This is a genomic window from Mastigocladopsis repens PCC 10914 (assembly GCF_000315565.1).
Lineage (GTDB): Bacteria > Cyanobacteriota > Cyanobacteriia > Cyanobacteriales > Nostocaceae > Mastigocladopsis > Mastigocladopsis repens.
Map to the genome: position 1 here is coordinate 4,190,433 of NZ_JH992901.1, position 21,137 is coordinate 4,211,569.

25 protein-coding genes and 1 tRNA gene are annotated in these 21,137 nt (G+C 42.7%); 16 read left to right on the forward strand and 10 right to left on the reverse strand.

The window, feature by feature from the left end; genetic code table 11:
* Positions 1-19 precede the first annotated feature (19 nt).
* From devC to MAS10914_RS0120640, 4 genes are all read left to right on the forward strand, one after another.
* The gene (gene devC, locus MAS10914_RS0120625) at positions 20-1,198 is read left to right on the forward strand and encodes an ABC transporter permease DevC (protein WP_017317843.1); all 1,179 of its coding nucleotides are present in this window, start codon (positions 20-22) and stop codon (positions 1,196-1,198) included.
* 100 nt (positions 1,199-1,298) lie between these two features.
* The gene (locus tag MAS10914_RS0120630; RefSeq protein ID WP_017317844.1) at positions 1,299-2,303 is read left to right on the forward strand and encodes an NAD-dependent epimerase/dehydratase family protein; all 1,005 of its coding nucleotides are present in this window, start codon (positions 1,299-1,301) and stop codon (positions 2,301-2,303) included.
* A 115-nt stretch (positions 2,304-2,418) separates the two neighbouring features.
* Positions 2,419-2,886 (forward strand): DUF2141 domain-containing protein, encoded by a 468-nt coding sequence (locus MAS10914_RS0120635; RefSeq protein WP_017317845.1) that lies wholly within the window; start codon positions 2,419-2,421, stop codon positions 2,884-2,886.
* A 350-nt stretch (positions 2,887-3,236) separates the two neighbouring features.
* Positions 3,237-4,496, forward strand: coding sequence for a glycosyltransferase (locus MAS10914_RS0120640; protein WP_017317846.1), 1,260 nt, complete (start codon positions 3,237-3,239; stop codon positions 4,494-4,496).
* On the opposite strand, the gene MAS10914_RS34470 is transcribed toward MAS10914_RS0120640, so the two are convergent.
* From MAS10914_RS34470 to MAS10914_RS0120650, 3 genes are all read right to left on the reverse strand, one after another.
* Positions 4,489-4,752: a hypothetical protein gene (locus MAS10914_RS34470; protein ID WP_156818204.1), complete on the reverse strand. Its 264-nt coding sequence runs from the start codon at positions 4,750-4,752 to the stop codon at positions 4,489-4,491. The genes MAS10914_RS0120640 and MAS10914_RS34470 overlap by 8 nt on opposite strands.
* Positions 4,731-6,290, reverse strand: coding sequence for a GMC oxidoreductase (locus MAS10914_RS0120645; RefSeq protein ID WP_017317847.1), 1,560 nt, complete (start codon positions 6,288-6,290; stop codon positions 4,731-4,733). Before MAS10914_RS0120645 ends, MAS10914_RS34470 begins: the two co-directional genes overlap by 22 nt.
* Positions 6,291-6,385: 95 nt before the next feature.
* Positions 6,386-7,219 carry an SDR family NAD(P)-dependent oxidoreductase gene (locus MAS10914_RS0120650; RefSeq protein ID WP_017317848.1) on the reverse strand — a complete coding sequence of 278 codons (834 nt, stop codon included), beginning with the start codon at positions 7,217-7,219 and terminating at the stop codon, positions 6,386-6,388.
* A gap of 576 nt (positions 7,220-7,795) precedes the next feature.
* Here MAS10914_RS0120650 and MAS10914_RS0120655 point away from each other — a divergent pair.
* A complete protein-coding gene (locus MAS10914_RS0120655) occupies positions 7,796-9,064 on the forward strand; it encodes a glycosyltransferase (RefSeq protein WP_017317849.1) in 1,269 nt (422 codons plus the stop codon).
* Positions 9,065-9,282: 218 nt separating this feature from the next.
* On the opposite strand, the gene MAS10914_RS0120660 is transcribed toward MAS10914_RS0120655, so the two are convergent.
* Positions 9,283-10,503 (reverse strand): tetratricopeptide repeat protein, encoded by a 1,221-nt coding sequence (locus MAS10914_RS0120660; RefSeq protein WP_026082702.1) that lies wholly within the window; start codon positions 10,501-10,503, stop codon positions 9,283-9,285.
* Positions 10,504-10,728: 225 nt separating this feature from the next.
* Between MAS10914_RS0120660 and MAS10914_RS0120665 the strand changes: the two genes are divergently transcribed.
* Positions 10,729-11,319, forward strand: a complete 591-nt coding sequence (locus tag MAS10914_RS0120665) for a chromophore lyase CpcT/CpeT (RefSeq protein WP_017317851.1) — start codon at positions 10,729-10,731, stop codon at positions 11,317-11,319.
* 59 nt (positions 11,320-11,378) lie between these two features.
* On the opposite strand, the gene cpdA is transcribed toward MAS10914_RS0120665, so the two are convergent.
* On the reverse strand, positions 11,379-12,176 hold the full coding sequence (gene cpdA / locus MAS10914_RS0120670; protein WP_017317852.1) for a 3',5'-cyclic-AMP phosphodiesterase: 798 nt from the start codon (positions 12,174-12,176) through the stop codon (positions 11,379-11,381).
* Positions 12,177-12,727: 551 nt separating this feature from the next.
* Here cpdA and MAS10914_RS0120675 point away from each other — a divergent pair.
* Positions 12,728-12,799: transfer RNA gene (locus MAS10914_RS0120675), tRNA-Cys, on the forward strand.
* Between the two features lie 90 nt (positions 12,800-12,889).
* Here the strand turns inward: MAS10914_RS0120675 and MAS10914_RS36680 are convergent.
* Together MAS10914_RS36680 and MAS10914_RS0120685 are read right to left on the reverse strand one after the other, a co-directional pair.
* Positions 12,890-13,408, reverse strand: coding sequence for a DNA cytosine methyltransferase (locus MAS10914_RS36680; RefSeq protein ID WP_071599842.1), 519 nt, complete (start codon positions 13,406-13,408; stop codon positions 12,890-12,892).
* Between the two features lie 440 nt (positions 13,409-13,848).
* Positions 13,849-14,916, reverse strand: coding sequence for a hypothetical protein (locus MAS10914_RS0120685; RefSeq protein ID WP_017317854.1), 1,068 nt, complete (start codon positions 14,914-14,916; stop codon positions 13,849-13,851).
* A gap of 290 nt (positions 14,917-15,206) precedes the next feature.
* Between MAS10914_RS0120685 and MAS10914_RS35040 the strand changes: the two genes are divergently transcribed.
* Positions 15,207-15,605 (forward strand): dsRNA-binding motif domain-containing protein, encoded by a 399-nt coding sequence (locus MAS10914_RS35040; protein WP_017317856.1) that lies wholly within the window; start codon positions 15,207-15,209, stop codon positions 15,603-15,605.
* Positions 15,606-15,659: 54 nt separating this feature from the next.
* Here the strand turns inward: MAS10914_RS35040 and MAS10914_RS0120700 are convergent, their stop codons facing one another.
* A complete protein-coding gene (locus MAS10914_RS0120700; RefSeq protein ID WP_017317857.1) occupies positions 15,660-15,914 on the reverse strand; it encodes a hypothetical protein in 255 nt (84 codons plus the stop codon).
* Positions 15,915-15,923: 9 nt separating this feature from the next.
* Here MAS10914_RS0120700 and MAS10914_RS34480 point away from each other — a divergent pair, with 9 nt between their 5' ends.
* The 3 genes from MAS10914_RS34480 to MAS10914_RS30705 all read left to right on the forward strand — a co-directional run bounded on the left by MAS10914_RS34480 (position 15,924) and on the right by MAS10914_RS30705 (position 17,147).
* Positions 15,924-16,079, forward strand: a complete 156-nt coding sequence (locus tag MAS10914_RS34480) for a hypothetical protein (RefSeq protein ID WP_017317858.1) — start codon at positions 15,924-15,926, stop codon at positions 16,077-16,079.
* Between the two features lie 84 nt (positions 16,080-16,163).
* The gene (locus MAS10914_RS0120710; RefSeq protein WP_017317859.1) at positions 16,164-16,388 is read left to right on the forward strand and encodes a hypothetical protein; all 225 of its coding nucleotides are present in this window, start codon (positions 16,164-16,166) and stop codon (positions 16,386-16,388) included.
* Between the two features lie 555 nt (positions 16,389-16,943).
* Entirely contained in the window at positions 16,944-17,147 is a 204-nt protein-coding gene (locus MAS10914_RS30705; RefSeq protein ID WP_017317860.1) for a hypothetical protein, read from the forward strand.
* A gap of 406 nt (positions 17,148-17,553) precedes the next feature.
* Here the strand turns inward: MAS10914_RS30705 and MAS10914_RS0120720 are convergent, their stop codons facing one another.
* Both MAS10914_RS0120720 and MAS10914_RS0120725 read right to left on the reverse strand, forming a co-directional pair.
* A complete protein-coding gene (locus MAS10914_RS0120720; protein WP_017317861.1) occupies positions 17,554-17,901 on the reverse strand; it encodes a hypothetical protein in 348 nt (115 codons plus the stop codon).
* A gap of 73 nt (positions 17,902-17,974) precedes the next feature.
* The gene (locus MAS10914_RS0120725; RefSeq protein ID WP_017317862.1) at positions 17,975-18,244 is read right to left on the reverse strand and encodes an FHA domain-containing protein; all 270 of its coding nucleotides are present in this window, start codon (positions 18,242-18,244) and stop codon (positions 17,975-17,977) included.
* A 51-nt stretch (positions 18,245-18,295) separates the two neighbouring features.
* Between MAS10914_RS0120725 and MAS10914_RS0120730 the strand changes: the two genes are divergently transcribed.
* The 5 genes from MAS10914_RS0120730 to MAS10914_RS0120750 all read left to right on the forward strand — a co-directional run bounded on the left by MAS10914_RS0120730 (position 18,296) and on the right by MAS10914_RS0120750 (position 21,133).
* Positions 18,296-18,832 (forward strand): lipase family protein, encoded by a 537-nt coding sequence (locus MAS10914_RS0120730; RefSeq protein ID WP_017317863.1) that lies wholly within the window; start codon positions 18,296-18,298, stop codon positions 18,830-18,832.
* Between the two features lie 97 nt (positions 18,833-18,929).
* Complete coding sequence (locus MAS10914_RS0120735) at positions 18,930-19,160, forward strand: hypothetical protein (RefSeq protein ID WP_017317864.1); 231 nt, start codon at positions 18,930-18,932, stop codon at positions 19,158-19,160.
* Positions 19,147-19,815: a hypothetical protein gene (locus tag MAS10914_RS0120740; protein WP_156818205.1), complete on the forward strand. Its 669-nt coding sequence runs from the start codon at positions 19,147-19,149 to the stop codon at positions 19,813-19,815. Before MAS10914_RS0120735 ends, MAS10914_RS0120740 begins: the two co-directional genes overlap by 14 nt.
* 13 nt (positions 19,816-19,828) lie before the next feature.
* A complete protein-coding gene (locus tag MAS10914_RS0120745) occupies positions 19,829-20,707 on the forward strand; it encodes a hypothetical protein (protein ID WP_017317866.1) in 879 nt (292 codons plus the stop codon).
* Positions 20,708-20,803: 96 nt separating this feature from the next.
* Positions 20,804-21,133, forward strand: coding sequence for a hypothetical protein (locus tag MAS10914_RS0120750; protein ID WP_017317867.1), 330 nt, complete (start codon positions 20,804-20,806; stop codon positions 21,131-21,133).
* Positions 21,134-21,137: the final 4 nt, after the last annotated feature.

Sequence of the window (21,137 nt, forward strand, 5' to 3'; positions counted from 1 at the left end):
ATTTCAACAGGCTGAAATCATGGCTGTTAAAACTCCTGTAGCATGGCTGCAACTCGTCCGACACAAAGTTCGTTCTCTTGTGGCTGTGGCTGGTATTGCTTTTATTGTGATTCTGATGTTTATGCAACTTGGTTTCCAAGATGCTCTTTATTCCAGCGCTACCCAAGTACATCGGCATCTCCAAGGCGATTTATTTTTAGTCAGTTCTCAATATAAAGCATTAACAGCAAATCAAAGCTTTTTCCGGACTCGCTTGTATCAAACCTTAGGGTTTAATGGGGTCGAGTCAGTCAGCCATATGTATATAGGATTTGCCAAATTTAAAAATCCTGTTAACGGTCAAAAATACTCAATATATGTTATTGGGTTTGAACCGGGAAAGCCTGTGATGAATATGCCAAAAATTGAGGAAAATTTAGAGAGAATTAAAATTCCTGATGTCGTGCTTTTTGACCGTAATTCTCGACCAGAGTTTGGGGATATTGCTCAAAAATTTGAAAAAGAAAAATCAGACCAGGTTATTGAAATTTTTCCTTTTAACTCATTGGCTGGTTATAGAGTCAGAGTTGGTGGCTTATTTAGCTTAGGTTCCTCATTTGGAGTAGACGGTAATTTAATTGTCAGTGACTCAACTTTCCTCAGAATATTTTCAAACAGCCGTTCAGCAGAAATGATAGATATAGGTGCGATAACCCTTAAGCGTGGTATCAATCCGCAAAATGTTCAGAGAAATTTACAAGCCAGCTTACCTAATGATGTCCTAGTTTTTACCCGTCAAGAATTTATTGATTTTGAAAAACAATATTGGTCGAAAAGAACACCAATTGGTTTTATACTCAATCTCATGTTATCAATGGCTTCTGTAGTTGGTATAGTCATTGTTTATCAAATTCTTTATAGTAATATTTCCAATCAATTAGTTGCTTATGCGACTTTAAAAGCCATAGGCTATGCAAATAATTATTTATTTAATGTTGTTTTTCAACAGGCTTTTATATTATCAATCTTGGCTTATATACCAGGATTTGCTATTTCTTTAGGTTTATATGATTTTGCCATGCAAGTCACTAAATTACCAATAATGATGTCTTTACACAATGGAATAATTGTCTTAATCTCAACAATATTAATGTGTATGATTTCAGGAGCATTGGCTATCAACCAACTCCGCTCTACAGATCCAGCAGACATTTTCTAGCATGAGTGATTAATCCTTTATAAATACAAAGGACTAATAACTCATGACACAAGATAGCTCACAAACATAACCCAGCTTCAATTTTTCATTACAATCTTCTATGAACCTGAAAAACAAAACTCTCCTCATCACTGGAATTGGCGGATTTATCGGTTTGCGTGCTACAGAACTAGCCGTAGCGCAGGGGATAAAGGTTTGTGGATTGCAAGATACTTCAGATAAGAGCAAAAAAGCGCAAAACTTAGGCGCAAAGGTGATTTATGGCACTGTCACTGATCCAACAGTTGCCCAAATGGCTTGTCAAGGAGTAGACATAGTTTTACATACAGCTGAACTAGCAAAAGAAGGCGGTTCTCTCGACCAATTTCGTGAGATAAATGTTCGCGGAACTGTCAATATGGCTCAAGCCGCTAAGAATGCTGGTGTGAAAACTTTCATTCATCTCTCAAGTGTTTTGGTCTATGGTTTTAACTATCGCAATCACATCACTGAAGACGGACCATTGTGTGATGAGAAAAATCCTTACTGTCAGACAAAAATAGAAGCTGAAAAAGCACTTTTAACACTGAACGACCCTCCCAATTTTGGCATCACTATCATTAGACCAGGAGATGTTTACGGACCTGAGAGTATTCCCTGGATAGTTCGACCGCTTGTGATGATGCGGCAAAGATTATTTGCCTATGCTAATGATGGACGGGGAGTCATCAACCATGTGTATATCGATAACCTTATCGATGCCATATTTCTTGCCATCGAAAAAGAAACATACGGGGAAATTTTCAATGTGACTGATGGACAAGAAACGACTTGGAAAGAGTATTTTACACGTTTAGCTGACGTAGCAGGATTCCCTGCACCCTTTTCTTTACCAAAAGATGAACTGAAATTGTTTCTCCAGCTACGCTATCAAGGACAAAAACTTTTTCGTAAACAAGCCGACATTTTGCCCGAAGCTGTAGATTTTATGACTCGCCCCTATGCTTATTCGATCGCCAAAGCACAAAGGCAGTTAAGTTATCAACCAACAGTTGATCTAGAAGAGGGGATGCGGCGTACACAAGAATGGCTGCAAAAAACCGACATCCAAAAATTGATGCAATAGAGTTGTTGCTTCATACGCTGCTTTTGCTCCTAGTTAAGTAGAAAAAGCTTTTTTTGCAGCTTTTTCTAAATCTCAAGACAAAGGGAAAAATTACTTGTTGAGAACTGCGTAGATTATGCCTAGAATATTTCAAGTCAGCACTTTTTTTCTCGCTATCGTAGCAAGCATCAGTTTAGCTAGAACAGTGAAAGCAGAACCTACGGCAACACTTACTGTCGTAGTAAATGAGCTACATCACAAAAAAGGTCAAGTTTGCCTAAGAGTATACTCCAGTGAAAAAGGATTTCCTGATAGTAATACCAGTGAAGTACAAAGTGGCTGCGCTCAGATCACAGGAAGTTCTGTAAAAAAGCATTTCTACGGCTTGAAGCCAGGAACTTATGCTGTCGCCGTAGTTGACGACCAAAACGGAGACCACAAACTCAATAAAGACTTTTTAGGTATTCCGAAAGAAGGTTTTGGGATTTCCAAAAATCCAACTGTATCCATAACAACGGGTACACCAAAGTTTCGCGACGCCAGTTTTGTGCTGAGAAAAAATACAACCATCAACATAGTCATGAAATATTCGCTCGACCTATAAAACATTAAAAAAGAATGCAGAATTCAGAACTTAGAATATGTCCTGCGGACACGCTGCGCGAACAGAATGTAATTAGTGGGAGATTTAAACCACAGACACAATTGTAGACCACTAAATTTAGAGCCTCCCCCACGCTTCGTGTTCACGCTACTTGTTCGTGTGGTGTTTCCCCGCAGCTTGGAACCAGAACTTTACAATTCATGACTTTCCTAAGCTGCTTCAACATTTCTGATTACTGAGTTCTGAATTCTGAGTACTTTTTATTTAACAGTTACTAGTGAACAGTTAACGCTGTTAAGTGTTCACTGTTTACTAATAACTGTTCACTTAATAAAAGACTACCCTGAATCATGAAAGAATTCGGTATATTTCTGTCTAAGTCTTTACTGGGCTGGTTGGCTATTCAGGTGTGTTTAACGGTTGTTTTTTTGTTGTCCCTGCGCTTATCCCAGAAAAACTTATTACCAGACGACCAGTTGCCCAAAACGGCGGTTATTCTCTGTTTACGCGGAGCTGATCCGTTTCTGACTCATTGCTTGCGATCGCTGTTGAACCAGAACTACCCACAGTATAATTTAAAGCTGATCGTTGATAGTCAGGAAGATCCGGCTTGGAAAATTGCCACTGATACGATCCGGGAGCAAGGAGCAAGCAACGTCCAAATCAGCCCTTTAAGAATGCCGCGCTACAATTGCAGTCTCAAATGCAGCTCCCTAGTGCAAGCTGTCTCGGAATTGGACGATTCCTACAAGGTCGTTGCTCTAGTAGATGCCGATACGGTTGTTCATCCTAATTGGCTGCGTGAATTAGTCAGCCCTCTAGCCCATCCCAAAGTCGGGGCGACAACTGGTAATCGTTGGTACGTACCGACAGGGAGATATTGGGGGTCTATGGTGCGGTATGTAGGCAACATATCTACAGTGGTGCAGATGTACCTGTTCCGGATTCCTTGGGGTGGGACTTTGGCTGTGAAAACAGAACTACTTCGGCAAACAGAACTGCTAGATAAGTGGGGGCAAGCCTTCAACGAAGATACCTTGATCCGTAAGGTTTTGGAAAAATATGGAATGCAGGTCAAGTTTGTGCCTTCTCTCATGATGCTCAATCGAGAAGAGTGCGAATTACCTAGCTTAAGATATTCGTTGATGCGCCAACTACTTAGTAGTCGACTTTATCACCCTTTGTGGTTGGCTGTAGTGAGTGATGCTATTTCAAGCATACTGATGCCTACTCTGGTCATAGTGTTGTTTCTGGCGGCGTTGTTGACCGGAGAATGGAATGTTGTGGCTTTGTCGTTTAGCTGCTATAGCAGTTATACGTTGGGATTACTCTTGATGATGCTGGCATTGGAGCAAGGGGTTCAGCAAGTGATTCGCAAACATGGTGAACCAGTGACAAAATTGTCAGCTGTAACAGTCATGAAAATGCTCATAGCGATTCCCTTGACACAGTGGGTTTATGGGTTAGCGATGCTATTATCCCTAGGGATGCGAAGAGTCAACTGGCGCGGCGTCAGCTATCAAATCAAAGGTCCTTGGGGCATCCGTCTAGTTGAATACCGCCCTTATCAGTTATTAGATGAACCTGGTGATATAAAGGTTTCTATATAAAACCACAGATAAACACAGATGGACACAGATAAATTATCGGTGTGCATCTGGAGGACACTGCGTTGCGGTGAGTCCAGCGCTGCAGGCGGGTTTCCCGCCGTAGGCGACTGGCGAATCCGGAGGAGGGTTCCCCCCGTTGTTCGCGCAGCGTCTCCGCAGGAGATAGCAAGTGTCCGTTGTCTATCTGTGGTTCCAAATATCTTTTAACCCGAATGAGTGCAAGAAGTGTAATGATTAACCGGATTTCAGATGACATCCTAATCTTTCAAGCAAATGGTCTCCCACGCGCAAAGCATTTGCCATAATTGTTAGTGATGGATTTATAGCAGTACTAGACGGGAAAAAGCTACTATCAACAACATAAAGATTATCAACATCATGCGTGCGGCAATTGAGGTCAAGCACAGAAGTTTTGGGGTCTTCACCAAAACGACAAGTACCACATTGATGTGTCACTTCTTGTAAGGACATTTTGAGGTTAGCATAGAGTGAAAATGCCCCATTTCGCTGACGGTGCTCAATTGATTTCAACACTTGATTCCAGCGCTTAATTAAACGATTCAATGCTTCTTCATTGTTATTTGTATAGTCGAGAAAGATTTTCTCTCCCTCAACACGCACACGATTATTGGGGTCTGGCAAGTCCTCAGTTATGAGCAGCCAAGCAACAGAATGATTCGCCACCGCTTCAGATAAAATGCTAGGCATGAAAGGTGGTCCGTTAGCCGCAATTTTATCTTTGTTAAGATTACCTAACAATTGTATGCTTCCCATCGGGTAGGGAAAATCTTTCTCTCCCCAATAAAAATCATTGATAGCAAGTGTCTTTTGAAAACTTGTAGGATTTTGTTTTGCACTCAAAGCCATGACCACTGCAAATTTATGCGCCATATAATTGCGTCCTACAAGATGAGAACTATTAGCTAATCCATTTGGGTGTTGGTCATTAGCTGATTTGAGTAACAATACAGCCGAGTTGACTGCACCACAAGCGACAACAACAATATCCCCAGAAAATATATGACGCTTACCTGAAATTTCTGCTTCAACTCCAGTCACTTCACGACCAGATGCACTTGTATACAAACGCAGTACTTTTGCATTGGTCATTAAAGTTAAATTAGGATAGACCAGTGCTGGACGTACACCGTTAATGTCAGCGTCAGCTTTGGCATTGAGAAAACACGGGAACCCATCACAAGTATCACAACGAATACAAGTACTTAAAAAACGATTGGCTTCATTGAGCTTGATACCAAGTGGTAAATAAAATGGATGAAAGCTTTTTTCTTTTAAAGCATCATGAATTTGTTCAATAAAGGGTTCGTGACTAACTGGTGGAAAGGGATAGTCTTCACTGCTTGGGGGTTCAGTAGGATCTAAACCACGCTTCCCATGTACTTCGTACAATTTTTCAGCCCTATCGTAGTACGGGGCAAAATCCCGATACTTCAAATGCCATTCGTGAGAGATGCCGTCTTTATGAATGATTTTTTCAAAGTCCTGCTCACGAAATCTGAATAAAGCACCGCCATAAAATTTGGTGTTACCGCCAACATAATAGTATGTTGCGGGACGCAATGGTTTGCCATCTTTTTTGTGCCAAACCTCAGAATTCAGATAGCGTTCTTTTTTATGAACTTGCTCCGAATCCCAATTGGCTTTTTCTTTGGGTAAAAAACTTCCTCGTTCTAGGACTAAAATTTTCTTGCCACTGGCTGCCAATAAATTAGCTAAAGTTCCACCACCGGCACCCGTGCCAATAATGATGGCATCATAATGACTATCAGCCATGTTTGCCTTGTTTTTTAAGTGAGTTATGGATTTGGAGAGATGGGAGGGATCAGGAGGATGTAACTTTCTTATCCCCCCCTTCATCTCCCTTGTCCCTAATTTTGTGCAGAACTTTCATCACGCATTTGATTTTCTGCACAGGTTCGGTTCAGTTTGGTTAAACCAATCCAGCGATAAATTGCATCTCCAAAGTTAGGAAAAAGTTGTATGTTTGAAAACAGAAGCCTTGTTAAAACTCCATCAAGTAAGACTTCTCCTTGGTTTTGCTTGATAGCTTGGATAACAGCGATCGCCACATCAAGTGGTCTGTGAACCCGTGCTAAACTTGGTGCTGGTAAGCCAAAATTGACAAACATTCCTGCTGAAGTATACCCAGGACAGACTACAGAAACCCCTACATTGGTATTAGTTAATTCCTGCCGCATTGAATCTGTCCACATAATCATACCCGCTTTACTAGCTGAGTAAATGCTGTTGTAAGGCGCTCCCTTTTTACCGGAACCAGATGAAATATTGACGATGTGACCGCTATTGCGATCTACCATGCTTGGCAGTATCAAACGGGATAATTCCATCGGTGCAACTAGATTGGTCGTTAATATTGATTGGATATCTTCTAAGGTGTAATTTTGGAAAGGTCGATATTTTTCTATTGCAGCATTGTTAATCAAAATATCAATTGGACCTGCAAGCTCATGAATTTGCTGCACTAGAACTGATAATTCTTCCACTTTGCTGATGTCAAATGGAATACTTATGCCTCTCCCACCTGCAATTTCGACCTCAGCAGATATTTTCTCTAAACTTTCCTTGGAACGAGAAACTCCGACTACAGTTGCCTGTTCTCTTGCCAGAGCACGGGCAATAAATACTCCAATTCCACCAGATGCACCGGTCAAGACCACTGTCTTACCTGCTATGGTTTTCATAATCACCCGCCTGTATTTTAGTGAGTACCTGATAAATAGGTTTAGTTTTAGTTCACTTTTTTTGTCAAAGTAGTGGCTTGTTTACTTGTCTGTTTGTGGCGAACCTTACACAAATAGATGAATACTATCAAATGAGTCCCGTTTGTTCAAGAAATCATTGCTAATTTAACCTAAGTTAGCAATATTTTTGGTACATTTCACACTTTTTTATAGTTTCTAATTTGTCTTAAATAAGATGACTAGATATACCCTTAAGGATACCAAGATCTCCTGGGGGACTACTGAAGTAATATATGTTCTTTAAAACCGCTAAATTTTGCTAATTTGGTTGCAGATGAATCAATTATATATTGCCATAAAATGTAAAATTACAAGGAATCAGTTATGACCATGAGCAAAACCAATCAGTAACGGAAATAGGTAGGGTTAGACAGGGCAGAAAACATATTCTGCTTTTTTAGGATTTTTTAGCAATGCCTAAATCCTAAATTCAACTGTATCAGCGCCAACAGATTTACTTTTGTTTGAAGACATCAGCTTTTAGCTTGGGAAAATAGACAATACTGCACATAAATTATGAACAAGCAACCTCTTCGCATTGCGATTTTTACAAGCTTGTATGCTCCGTTCTTAACGGGGGTCTCCGTAGCAGTACACCAACGGGTTCGTTGGTTGTTACAACAGGGGCATGAAGTCTTTCTCATTCACCCTGAAATCAACGACCAGTACCCCAAATCTGTTAGCAATCGTCCCATGCCAGGGCTGAATGAGTTAAAGCCTTTCCCCAATTTTTCCGACTATGAATTTCCAACACAGCCGCTGATATTTTATAAGTCTCTTCCTCAACCATTGCACTATCGGCATTGGAGCGATACTGAGTTACTTTTGAAGTTTCAGCCCGACATTATAGTGGTTGAAGAAGCGGCGCAAATGAGAGGGTTTTACTCGCTTTATTTGCAAGGTTACGGTCGCCCCATTGGAATTGAATACGCAAAACGAACAGGCACTCCAATAGTATCTCTCTTCCATACTGATATCGTTGCCTATATCCAATATTACTTAGGAAATCAATTTTTTAACCTTTTTCGTCCTATCATTCCCTTTTTGGTGAAGCAGTTCACTGAAGTGTATGATGTCAATTTCTTTTCTTCTCGAGAACAGCTTGCTAAGTACAAACAAATGAAATCTCAACGCAGCGAATATCTCCCTTACCAAGGAGTGGATTGCCAAAAATTTAATCCGGCAAACATCTGTTATAATCCTATTCCTAACGACGGCAGACCGACTCTCCTTTTTGTCGGACGCATTACCGCAGAAAAGAATGTCAACCAACTCCTAGACGCATATCCAATAATTGCCGCCAAAATTCCTGATGTCCACTTGGTCATCATTGGCAGTGGTCCCCAAGATGAGGAAATCCGTGGGCGTGCCGAAGAGTTTAAATCCGGTGTGACTGTGTGGGGTGAGTCCCACGGAACAGAACTTTTAGGATGGTACGCTCGTGCAGATGTCTTTGTGAACGCTTCGGTTACTGAAAACTTTTGCACAGCAAATAACGAAGCACTGGCTTCTGGAACCCCTGTTGTGGCTGCTGTTGCACCCTCAACTGCGGAGCAGGTTATGCCTGGTTTGAATGGCTTCCTCGCTGAACCCAATAACCCAACTGATTTCGCTAACAAGGTGATTGCAATTCTTGAAAATCCTCAGCTTAAAGAAGAAATGTCTCAACAAGCTCGCCTCTCCATACTTGAATTTGATTGGTCGGTATGTATGGAAAAGTTTGAGGATAAACTTTATGAGCTTGTTAAAGCACCCAACAGCAAATTCGTAATTCATAATTCGTAATTTGAATTCCCATCCTAATGAGGAACTACAAATTCTGAAGAAGAACGCAGAATACAGAATATTCCCACGGATAAATGAGTGGGGATTTAACACCGAAAAAATCTTTTTTCTCTATAAATCAATGAGCGGGGCAAGCACCACGCAGCTAGGAACCAGAACTAAGAAACCTTAACTTCAAACCCCAAATCCATTCTGAGTTCTGAGTTCTTTCTCGGTCATTATTTTGACAGTTTTTGAATCTGCTCGTTGAAGTATAATTCATCATAGTTCAACTGTTGAGCTATCTCCAACCCTTTTTGAAAAGCGACTCGTGCTTGCGGATAGTCTTTGCGTTCCAAATGAATCTGCCCAATTTGGTCATAAGCATTCATTAAACCGTAAAGATTGGCAGCTCGCTCCTGTGCCTGCAACAGAATTTGGCTTGCTTGCAAAGCCTCTTCCACTTGTCCTTGAGAACGATAAAGCGCGATTAACTTTTGCAAAGCTTCACCAGCACGAACATATTGCTCTAATTGCCAAGCTGTGGTATAAGCTTCTTGATAGTTTTTGAAAGCTTCTTGTAGTAAGCTGGGATTTTTCCGCGCCAAGGATTCGTAGTCTGAGCCAATAGCCTGCTTCAATGTTGATAACTGAATCAGGTTGTTTTCTTGCTGATAGACTTCCGCTAGTTGATTACGTATCTTGAGTGATTGCTCTGGTTGTTTTGTTTGCTCGTAAATATAAGCTAGCTGTTGCAGGTATGCTATTTCGTTAAGGCGCTCGCCCCTAGAGGAAGCGAAAGCTCGCAATTGCTCATAAGTTGAAGCTGCTGATGCGTAATCAAACCAACCCAGATGCAATTCTCCAATGGTCTTCAGGGTGTCTACTTCTGCTGCGCTATCTTTTCGCTGTCGTACTGCTGCCAAAACTTGGGTATAAACTTCTACTGCTTCTTTAGGCGATCGCACTTCTAGGTAAGCTAGACCTAGAGCCTGCAAAAGTTGTAAATCTGTTGTCTTTTGGGATTGAGCCTCTTTTTGAATGGCTTGCAATCGCTGTGTAATATATTGCACTTGTTGGCTCTCATTTTGATTCCAGGCTACTGTACCCACCCGCGACAGTGCTTGCACCTCTGCTAATGAACCTAAGAAGCGGCGCAAGCGTAGTTCGCGGTTCCAAATGTCGAACGCTGTTATCTTGTCTCCTGCTTGTAGTTTCGCCGCCGCTTGTTGATTGAGATCATCAAGCGCCGCCTCCAATTTTTGACGCTCTTGGGGGGTAAGGGGCTGTTTATCTTTAGGCGAACGTGGTAGTAATGGATCGGGTGTTGTAATCTCCAGTGGATTAGGGGGAAATTTATCTGGCGGTTGAGGCTTTTTGCTCGCTGCTATTGTTAGGGAACTGCAAAGGAGACAGAATGTAGCAGTGGCTGTCATGGTAACACTTAAGCGCCGTAGCATGGATATTTCACCTTTTTGTTGCATCAGAAATTGTTGCTTAACTGTTGCGCTTAAGCGCGCAACTACGAACCTATGACCTATCTGACGATAGTTAGCAAAAAATTCTCCTAATAGACAGGCAACCAGAAGCTATAGAATATTCCATAATACAATTTCTATTTTGTCCGGCTACGTACTGGTAGCTCGGTTAACTCAATTCAAAATCCAGAATCTAAATTTGATAGAATGACTAATTCTACGGATATAGCAACTTTAGCCCGCTGGATGGCGTCTGACTTCAGCAATCAAGAACAAGCTTTTGAAAACCCGCCTTTTTTTGCTCACATTCGCGTGTGTATGCGTCCTCTACCCTTGGAAGTCTTATCAGGGGTAAGTTTGTTTGTTGAACAAGCGTATGATTATATGCTCAATGACCCCTATCGCGTTAGGGTTTTGAAGTTGGTAAACGCAGGGAACCACATCGAAATCGAGAACTACACCATCAAGGAAGAAAAAAAGTTTTACGGTGCATCTCGTAACCTTGAACGCCTCAAAACTCTAACTGCTGACGAGCTGGAAAAACTACCAGGCTGCAACATGATTGTAGAGTGGACAGGTCACAGTTTTCAAGGCAGGGTAGAACCAGGTAAAGGCTGCATTGTGGTTCGCAAAGGACAAAAGACCTACCTCGATAGTGATTTTGAGATTGATGAACACAAATTCACTAGTCGCGATCGCGGACGTGATCTAGAAACCGATGAGCATATCTGGGGATCGGTCGCTGGACCATTTTACTTTGTCCGCTGGGCTAGTTTTGCAGATGAAGTAAAGGTCTAAAAATTATGAATGATGAATTGTGAAAAATCCTAATTCATAATTTATCATTCATCATTGATTTAATATCCTGTTGCTGCCATATTGAGTGTGTGAAAATAGGGAACTCTTTCAACCCAAGTTTCCCAGCTACCATTTGGGTAGAGTTTTAGCAGGCGAAAACCAGGTGGTTTTCGGTCTAGGGCAAACTTTGAGCTTTCTGGCTCAAATTGTATACTCGTCGAGGGAGTCCCCAGGTAGTGAATTTCTTGACGTTGACAGTGAAATTCCTGATGTATATGACCGAACAAAACTAACTTGACTTGCGGATAGCGCTCAACAATGGCAAAAAATTCCTTGGGATTTTGCAGGCTAGTAGTATCAAGCCAATGAGATTTTACCTGAAAAGGTGGATGGTGTAAAGCTATCAATGTAGGCTTGTTGCCTATCATTTCTAACCGAGAATCCAACCAAGATAAAGTTGGTGCCGATAGATGACCATGCACGCACCCTGGTACAGTGGAGTCAAGTAGTACAAAATTCCAGCCTCCACGCTCAAAAGACTTGCGCTGAGAAACCAGTCCCAGATTTAAGACTTGCTCCATTGCGATCGCACAATCATGATTCCCTGGTATCCAATAAGTTGGTATTTGCAAGGGACGCAGCAAATTCTGTAAAGTTTCATAGGAATCAGGCGTACCGTCACTAGACAAGTCTCCCGTAAGCAGGAGTAAATCCAGTTCGGCTTGCAGTTTTTTTACCTGCTCTAGAACTGCTTGGAAAGAGTGTGTTGTAGGCATTCCCAGTAGATGATGATTCTCATTCGCAAACAGATGCATATCTGTCACCTGCGCGATTGATACAGGAAAAACTTGATTCATTTTTGCTGGTAGCAATATATGCGTCTTAATATCTCATGCTCCTTCCACGGAAATAACAGATTGTAACCAAGGTTATTCTGTTTTGCAAGCAGCAAATACATCCTCGTACACTGAAGAAAGTTATTGGCTGCGTAGTACGCTAACAATAATCACTGCCTCCCCTACTTTTACGTAATAACCGCATAATTGATTTCACATATTATACTAAATTTTTAGTTTATATAGTTTTTCATCTCTCTGAAGAGAGAAACTAAGAAATTAGTTTGTAAGATAATATACTTATATAAAAAAGTGGAATTACTGCTTCAGACTATTGTATGTATATAGTGGGTAGTCCTAAACAGGTAATGATGAGATGACGCTACTGCTGGTGGAGCAAGAGATCTCGTCTGGAATCCCAAAAATCAGAGGCTGCACCAAAGTTGCTTTGTGGCGATGTTGTTATAGATGTGTAATTAGGTTAAAATAGGCATACCTCTAAATCAAGTTAGCTATCAAGCAGCTATTTTGAGGTCAATTCATTTAAGGCTGGAACTCCCAGACCTAAGTACGGCGGCATAGCCAAGTGGTAAGGCAGAGGTCTGCAAAACCTTTATCCCCCGGTTCAAATCCGGGTGCCGCCTTTAAGGAAAAAGCAAGATGTAAAGCACTATTGGGGCGATGTCTGCTGGTGTCAGCATAGGTCATTTTGTGTCAAGATACGTCAGCATATGTCAATTAAATAGACACAAAACTAGTGACAGATATTGACGAAAAGATAGCCCAGGCGAACCAAAGGTTAAAAGCAGCAAGAATACGAGTATCCATTGAAAGGAGAGGCGATTGCGCGGAGCGCAGTGCCCCTTGGGCAATCGCTTGCTATGGACTGCGTAGTCATGAAGTTTTCCGACTTGATTTAGAAGATTTCCCAGTAGTGCGTGTAACCCAAGGAAAAACGGGGGCAAGATTTGTTTACCCCCTCTACCCAGAATGGGCGCAACGATGGGAATTACATAAAAGAATGAGGTGTTTGTGCAGGGAAATCCGCCGACGATGCAATCGGCTGCGCTCCTTTGGGGGTGGTAGTCTCGGATATCTGAGTGAATGGGATGGGAATAGTGCGATCGCAAGACCCGCTGGGCGTCTCCATCAATTTCGACTGATTCGACCCATTGGAACCCTCCAACGAGTTCTGATGCACGAGTGAACCCGCCGATTCCTTCAAAGAGTCCGATTGTTCTAATTGGTTGCATATTTTATAATCGTCTTCGCTTTGTGATACGTAGCCATGGCTTATCAATTCCCCTAAACGGCGCTCAGTGATGAAAAGAGACCAATCTAGGTCGTTGGCAATTTTCATGGCGTGGATAGGCTTATCCTGTTTGGCTAAATAAGCAAGTAATTGCTGCTTACTTGGGGTAAGTTCAAAGTCTTGATCTTGTTTTTGGGTTACTAACTCATCCTCTGAGTCTTTTTCTTGCCGCGCCTCAGTCACCTCACCCAAACAACTTGATTCAATCCAAGCTATCTTGCTGCTCTTATTCCCGGCTGCCCCAAGCCGCACAGCTATCTTGCCTTGATGGGTTTTCTTTTCAGGGCGATCGCCTGTCACTGTCCCCTTCTTGCCTTTATGTGTGCCGCCTGTGATGCGGACTTCTGTACCTGCTGTGAAAGTTGAAATTGCTATCATGGCTTATCTCCAATGCACCCTGTTTTTGAAAACAAAATCTAATTCTTTGATGTCAACTACTTTGCCGTTTTTCTTGACGAGTTCACACCCATTTACCGGGTCACACGCCCAATCAATTGCTTTTTGTCGCAACACATCGCTACCACAGTTCAAGTACCTCCTCATGTCCTCAAAAAGGGCGTTGAAATTCTGGGAGCCAATTTCTTCGACGACGCTATGTAACCCCTTATTACGCTCTTGTTTTTTGGACTTTAAGGCTTCAATCGCGGCTCTCGCCAACTCTTGCTCTTCAGTGGAAACAGATTTTTCTGTCTGAGTTTTCAGAACGGGCTTAAAATTTGCCCAAAAGTCTCTAGCTTCGTCTGAAACAGCAGTCGTCAAATAGGCTTGAGGGTTCTCGGCTCCCTCCAAACCATCCAAAGTGGGCAAGACGTGGGGCGCAACTTGCTTTAGCCGCGCCGCCGGAATACTTGCCTCAACGATAAGCGTGTTCGTTAGTCCTGGAGTCTGTGTTTTGACCTCCAACGAAGCGAAGGGCTGTGAATTACTTTCTTGAATTTCAAACCCAAAACCTTGCTTTTTTTCTCTCTCCTCTTTTTCTTGAATGAGAGGGGTAAGGGGAGAGTTTGTTAGAGAATCTGTTAAATTATCTGTTAAATATATGTTAGGGTTCCAGAACGCTTGCTGTGTCTGGGTTTCAGCGCCTGTCTGTGCAGGATGTTGCACAACGCTTACGGTGTCTTGTTTCTGGCTGTTATCCAAAACGCTGAAATCGCAGAAATCGCATTCTTCCTCAGATGGTATATCTGTGCCCCACCAAACGACTATTTCTCCTTTTGCCTCCCAATGGAGTAACCCACAATGTCTTAAATCAGAAATTGCTTTGTAGAAAGACCGTTTTGGAATACCCCAATCAGCACAAAAAATATTTGGGGTCAGCTTTAGTTTCCATCCTGCCGAACGATGCAACTTGATGATTCCCAAGACGTAAGCGGCAGTCGTTAGTACCTTTTGCTTATAGAGCGATCGCATCTCTTTCTCGTCGATTTTCCAATGCTGCGATTTACTCATGACTCACTCTCCACTTTGTAAGAGTGAGCGAAAATTGCTTCAGATGTGTTACAATTACATCCGAAAATGCTAAAAAATACCTCAACAAAACCGAGATATTCTGACACTAAAGTCTTGTAAGATGCCCGATTTTCATTCATAATAAAGTTCGTTTTTTGTGTGTTCCCTGTCAAGCAACTGACAGGGTTTTTCATTTCAGTATTCATGATCACATGAAGCATAGTGAGTTCCTCAACAGGGAAAATAGCTAAAATGACAACTAAACAAATCACGTAGGCGCATACTGAGATATGCCAAGAAAACTAGAAGGAAGCGCAGAGCAATACGGGAAGAGAACTTTCTACGACGAGAGCAAGGAATATACGAGTTTGTGCCTAACTCCAACTGCGTTATCTTTGCTACACGAAAAAGCAGCCAAATTCGGATTAAGCAGAAGTGAGTTTGTTGAACGCATTGCCCGTGGGCGTATCCCCGTTTTCTTGGCTTCCAAAATAGCCCTAGTAGAAAGGCTCATTGCTCAATTGACTGCGATCGCCCGTAACCAATTGGTCAGCAACAAAAGCCAGATAGCCCGTCATGAACAGGAAATCAATAGGTTGATAGCGGCAAATGAGCATTTAGAAGCCATAGTGGGGGAACTTGAGGAAATGTTAAAAAAGATTAAGGAAGAGGAAACTAACATTTTCTAGGTAGAAAGTGTCAGTTGTTACTTTCTCCGTCTTGTACTGGGAAGTTCTCTGGGGTCATAGCTTCTCCTGTAGTATCACGCCGCGATCGCTATCGAACTTGGGACAGGTGGCACAGGTTCCCTCAACTTGGACGATCTGTTGCTCTTGGAATCGGAGGATAGCTACTGCCCAAGCAGCCTTCTTGCGTTTGTCCCCACAGGCGCGGGTGCAGCCAATTTGGGTGTAGATGGCTTTTAGTTCGCTCAGTGATTTGGTATTGAGGGCTTCTGTTGTATATGCTGGATGTGTCATGATAAGTATGGATGCCATGGAGACCCCATGGATGAAGTGGATAAAACCGGACTTTTGGTCTGGGATTTACAGAAGGCGATCGCACACACTGGTATGAGGGCGATCGCCTTTTGTTTTGCCTGTCGCCTATACAAAAATATAGGCGACAAGCTTTTATCAAGGCATATTCTAGACAAAATATAGGCATATAGGCAAATCAATACAGATAGGCTAGTGTATATACATCACATAGTTTGCAGCCTCAAAGCTAAGGTAGGAGGTTACTTGATGGTTCGCGATAGCAATCAGTTAAACATTCGTGTTGACGAGGAAATCAAAAAGGCTTTTATTCGTAAAGCCAAAGAAGAAGGAACAACTGCAACAGATTTGCTAGTAAATTACATGAAACAATATTTAGGCATATTGCCTAACTCACCAAGTGATGAAATGGCAGAAATGAAGAAAAGATTACTCAAATTAGAACAAGTTGTGCTGGGGGAATCAGCCGCCTGAGGGACGAAAATAGCTCTCTCAGGCAATGGCGTGAGCGGATTTTGACATTAGACCCAGTAGATTCAGAAAGGAAACCCCCTACTTCGGAGTTGAAGTAGGGTTTTTAATAGCATATACACTGACTATACGATGCCTTGACTTTAGCATAGACAATGATATAGGCTAAAGAAACCGATCACTGTTTCGGCGATCGCCCTTTGGGCGCAGCGAAGCTGATCGCACTCAACCAACAGAAAAGCCCGCCAACACCAGGCAAGTTTTGAATTATCTGACGATTAACGCCAGTTCCTTGCTAACACTGCGCTAACGTGCGGTAGACAAAGAAAAGCGATTAGCTGTAATTAGGTAGCTAACGCACCTACCTGTATCGCGAGGGGTTCAAGATAACAGTCAGAGCCTTTTATCAGTTGGTGACGCAACTACCCTGAAGGGTTACAGCAGCTGTTATCTCCCTCAATATGTGGGTTTGACGACTAAGACGGGTTAATTATTTGGTGTGCAACCTGCATTGATGATATCAGTGCAGGTTGCACAATTTAAGTGACTAGAAGGGGTATGACAGAAATATTGTCTCTTGAGTTAGTTAAATCTTTCGTTGAATCAACAGAAGAATTCCCGGTTGATTTTGATGATGCGTGGCAGTGGATAGGCTATTCATCAAAACAAAAGGGTAAAGACCAGTTAACTCGAAACTTTATTCTAGGAGTAGATTATCAAATCAACCAAACGGTTGTAATGGCGCAAAATCGGGCATATTGAAACTTTGCCACTTGATGATGAGCGCCGCAACTGGAGTACTAGGGAAATTGGCAAGCGGCTAGGCGTATGCTACCGGACGGTCAACAACATTCAGCAGGAGCGACGGGGGAAGAAACAACCGCCTAGATACAGCACAAAAAATGCATGAACGCTCTGGTAGGCGGGAGCCTCCTAAGTATATAGAGTCGTGAACTAAAATTTCACACTAGTTCAGCGATCGCTCCGATGCCAACAATAAAGCAAAACCCTCACTCTGGTATAAAAGAGCGAGGGCTTTTATGCGGATTGGATTTTTATCAGCGTCGTTGTCGTTTGCTGCAATTATAACTGTGTCTACCCCGGCGTGTGCAGGGTGGGTAAACGCGGGGACTGATGATGCCAGTGGCGTGACTTTCTATTACGACAATCATAAGAACTTTTTCGCCGCTTCTGGATGGACCGCCCAATCGATATGATTTTGCAAATTAAGCCGCAGCGCATAAGATTCTTTTTCTAAATCAGTGACTCGTTGTGAAACGCAATCAATTTCTTGCTTCCCTTCATTAACTTCTCTTATGATTTCCTCTTTGATTGAGTGTTGTTTAGCGTCTCGGTTTGAAGTATCCGCCATTCGTATCTGTTGAAATGCGAACCAACCACTCAATGTAGCGAGAATTAAGCTGATTGAAGTGATAGCATCAAGGCTGCCTACAACATTAGGAATGCGAAACTTGAAATCCGCTTCTATTAATAAGTGATGGACGGAAACGACCACGAGTTATAAGCTCAAGGAAAGTAGAAACACACCACGATAAGTGACTTCATTTTCTTTGTACAACTTATCTAGCTTACGCCGCATACTCTAAACCACAAGTTTCTTTGCTGTGTTCTAGCTTGAAACATTCCTCAGTAAATATTAGATGAGGATAAAGATTGGCACTTCCAAAAGTAATAATATCTCCATTGCTTAAAGGCGCTTTATATATTTTTTTGTAATTAACATATACCCCATGAGTGCTTGCTGAACGCATAGGCACGCCATCCCAAATCGTATAGAAATATTTATCTTCTGTCTTGTCTTGATTTAAAATCGCGGAAAAGAAAGAGTTACGGAGCACATTCGCTATATTGGCGGTTTTTCCGGCTTATCTCCTCAAGAAGCGGGGAAGATGGCGGCAAAGGTACTGTCTTCTGGTTTAGCGCCTAGACAATCCAAGCAAGAAGCAGTAAGACTGGGAAAAATTCCCACTGAGTCCTTCAAGGCTTCCGTGTCTCACTTGGGTGCAGAAGCGCTGGCAAAGGCAAGTTACGAAACAAGCGCTGATACTATGGCGTTACCTAGTGGCTATCGCATGGCGGAAAAGTTTAATGACCCTAGGACAGGTTTGGCGGTAACAGTTTTTGTCAGTCCCAAGGGCAAGCCTGTTGTTGCTTTTCGAGGTACGGAGTTTGGGAGTGGTGACTTACGCGACATCTTGAGTGATGTTGACCCGCGTGGCATTGGGTTTGGGCAATTTGAGGGCAGTAAACAGGCATTGAGTGCTCTTGCAGCCAAATATCCAAGCGTAACTGTCACCGGACATTCCCTAGGGGGTGCGATCGCTCAAAGGTATGCCGCTGAGTTTGGGGCAGGAGAAGTGGTAACATTTAACTGTACCTTCATAGAACACCTGCTTTTACTTTCATTCGAGACAAAGAAGGGTTAACAATAGAGTGGAATGAGGACTACCCAAAGTATTTACCTTTTGAAATCGGCTTAATGACTCTCGGGGCTGATGTGTTTCCATTTCCAATAAAAGAATTATGGGCGAACAAATACAATCCTCGGTTGTTGTTGTCAGGACGGATGAACAGCCTCTCATCTGGATTTGGTGGTGGTTCTTTTTCAGATTAAAAGAAACATTTCGCATTATCGGTCAAGGCTTACTTTTGATTCTTCAGGCATGGGGAATAGTAAGAATACCTGATAGGGAAAAGATTTTATGGAAACGATTTTTCTATTATTTAAAAGCTAAGCAGCGTGGCAATTCGTAAAGCAACTCGTCATCGCTGGCGAATGCGTCACATCGAACCTATCCCGGTTGAACCGTCAGAAATTGTCCTGCGATCGCGCCTTGATGTCGGTTTACTTGGTGAGTATGTCGCCAACAAGAAACCAGCGCCACACCACCTGGAATGGTTTCCTCATCTTCGTACAGGGAAATCTTCAGAATGTCTTAATCTTTATGCAGGTGACAATACAGATTTGCTTGCCCCAAGGGGAAGCGCAAAATCAACATGGGCGGCAATCATAGCTGCTGACATCATCGGACATAACCCTGGTGTGCAGATGCTCTACCTCAGTCACAGTCGGGTGATTGCTCTACGCCAAAGTAGAATTGTTAAGAGAATTATTGAGTCCCCTAAATATAGAGAGATTTTCCCACACGTCCGACCTGGTAAGCGTTGGGCAGACACGGATTGGGAAATTGATAAGCACTGGGCGGGGGTAAACACACTTGATTCTGATGCCACCTTTAGTGCTGCTGGTATTACTGGCTCAATCGTCGGGATGCGTGCCCATATCATATTTGGGGATGACCTAATTAAGAGCAGTGCCGCGATCGCAAACGAAGCCATCCGAGAAAAGATGGAGTATAACTTCTTCGAGGTGATAGAACTCACTGGGAATTCTTCCCAGTGCCAATAATGGTGATGCGTGGGTGAGAATTCGCTTAACAAGTAAGATTTACGAAAGATGGGATTACACCGTAAAGCCCGACTGGGATGATACAACGCGCACCATACCCGATGTAACAGCTGAAAACTCCCTAGGGTTTATCCCCTGCGTAGAATGCCTCAACATCAACAACAAAGGGGAGATGGGCAAACCCGAATATCACGACCTCAGAGAAGAGATTGAAGATTTGGCTGTATTGGAGTCGGGGGTCAGGACAAACATCAAAGAACTTGCCAGCAATATATTAATAACTTCCTTGAGGGAAGAACAAATCTTTGACAATCTCGCCCCCAACAAAGACAGTGTTGCTTGGGCTTCAGGCTTTAGGACGCACTCAGAACACATCAAACCTATCAACTCTGACCAAAAAGGACGTAGGCTTAAGCGGGTGATTGGGGGGTTTGATAGGGGTGGGGATGGTGAGAATGGGGATTTTATTTCACAAGTGCAGATTGCACCGCTTCCCCCAAACCAAATTGCATACGTAGAGGATTTATCACGACGATTGCGTAAGGCGTTAGATGGACGAGATGAGAGAGAAGTGACTTACTCTGCAACTGAGGTGCGATCGCAGTTCTGGGAAAATTATCAACAGGCACTGCAAGAACAGGGATTGATGGAACAGCAAACACAGCAACAACTCGCCCCATCACTTCCAGGTACCCCTGATAACTACGGTTACAATACATACAATCCACAACAAGGCTTCGCTTCAATGGACGAGTTTGCCCAACAGTATGCGCTCATGGGGAGCGGGTTGCCAGCCATTACTCCTCAACAGATGGCTGATTTTGATAGAGCAATACTTATGACACCTGGTCAATTCTGGGCACAGCACGTTTTTGATTTGGGAGAGTTTTGATACAACAGATAAAAAAAGATGGGTTTAGCCCATCCTCCTTAGTAGTTATTAATACCATGTAACGCAAATGACTCATCTTAACACTAGGGAGAGGAAGTGGCTAGTTATTTCTTGGAAGGGTTCGTCCCCGCCCAAATGGGGGCAATACTGCGAGCAGGAAAGCCAAATTATGTAGCAAGGGCAGCAATACAACCAATGTTTGCCTGGGATTTCATGATGAATCGGGGCAAGGAAGTTATTGTCAAGCGCCCCAACATGTGGAGTCGGAAAGGGAAAACGCTTTCTAACTATACGCGTGACCCCAAAATGTTGATAGGGACAGAAAACAACGAACCGCTATCAACTACCGATATCCGCTTGTATCTCCGAGAACTCACAGGTCCTGGTGTGCCAGGCACAAATGTACCCTCCAGCTTGCGTAACTGATAAC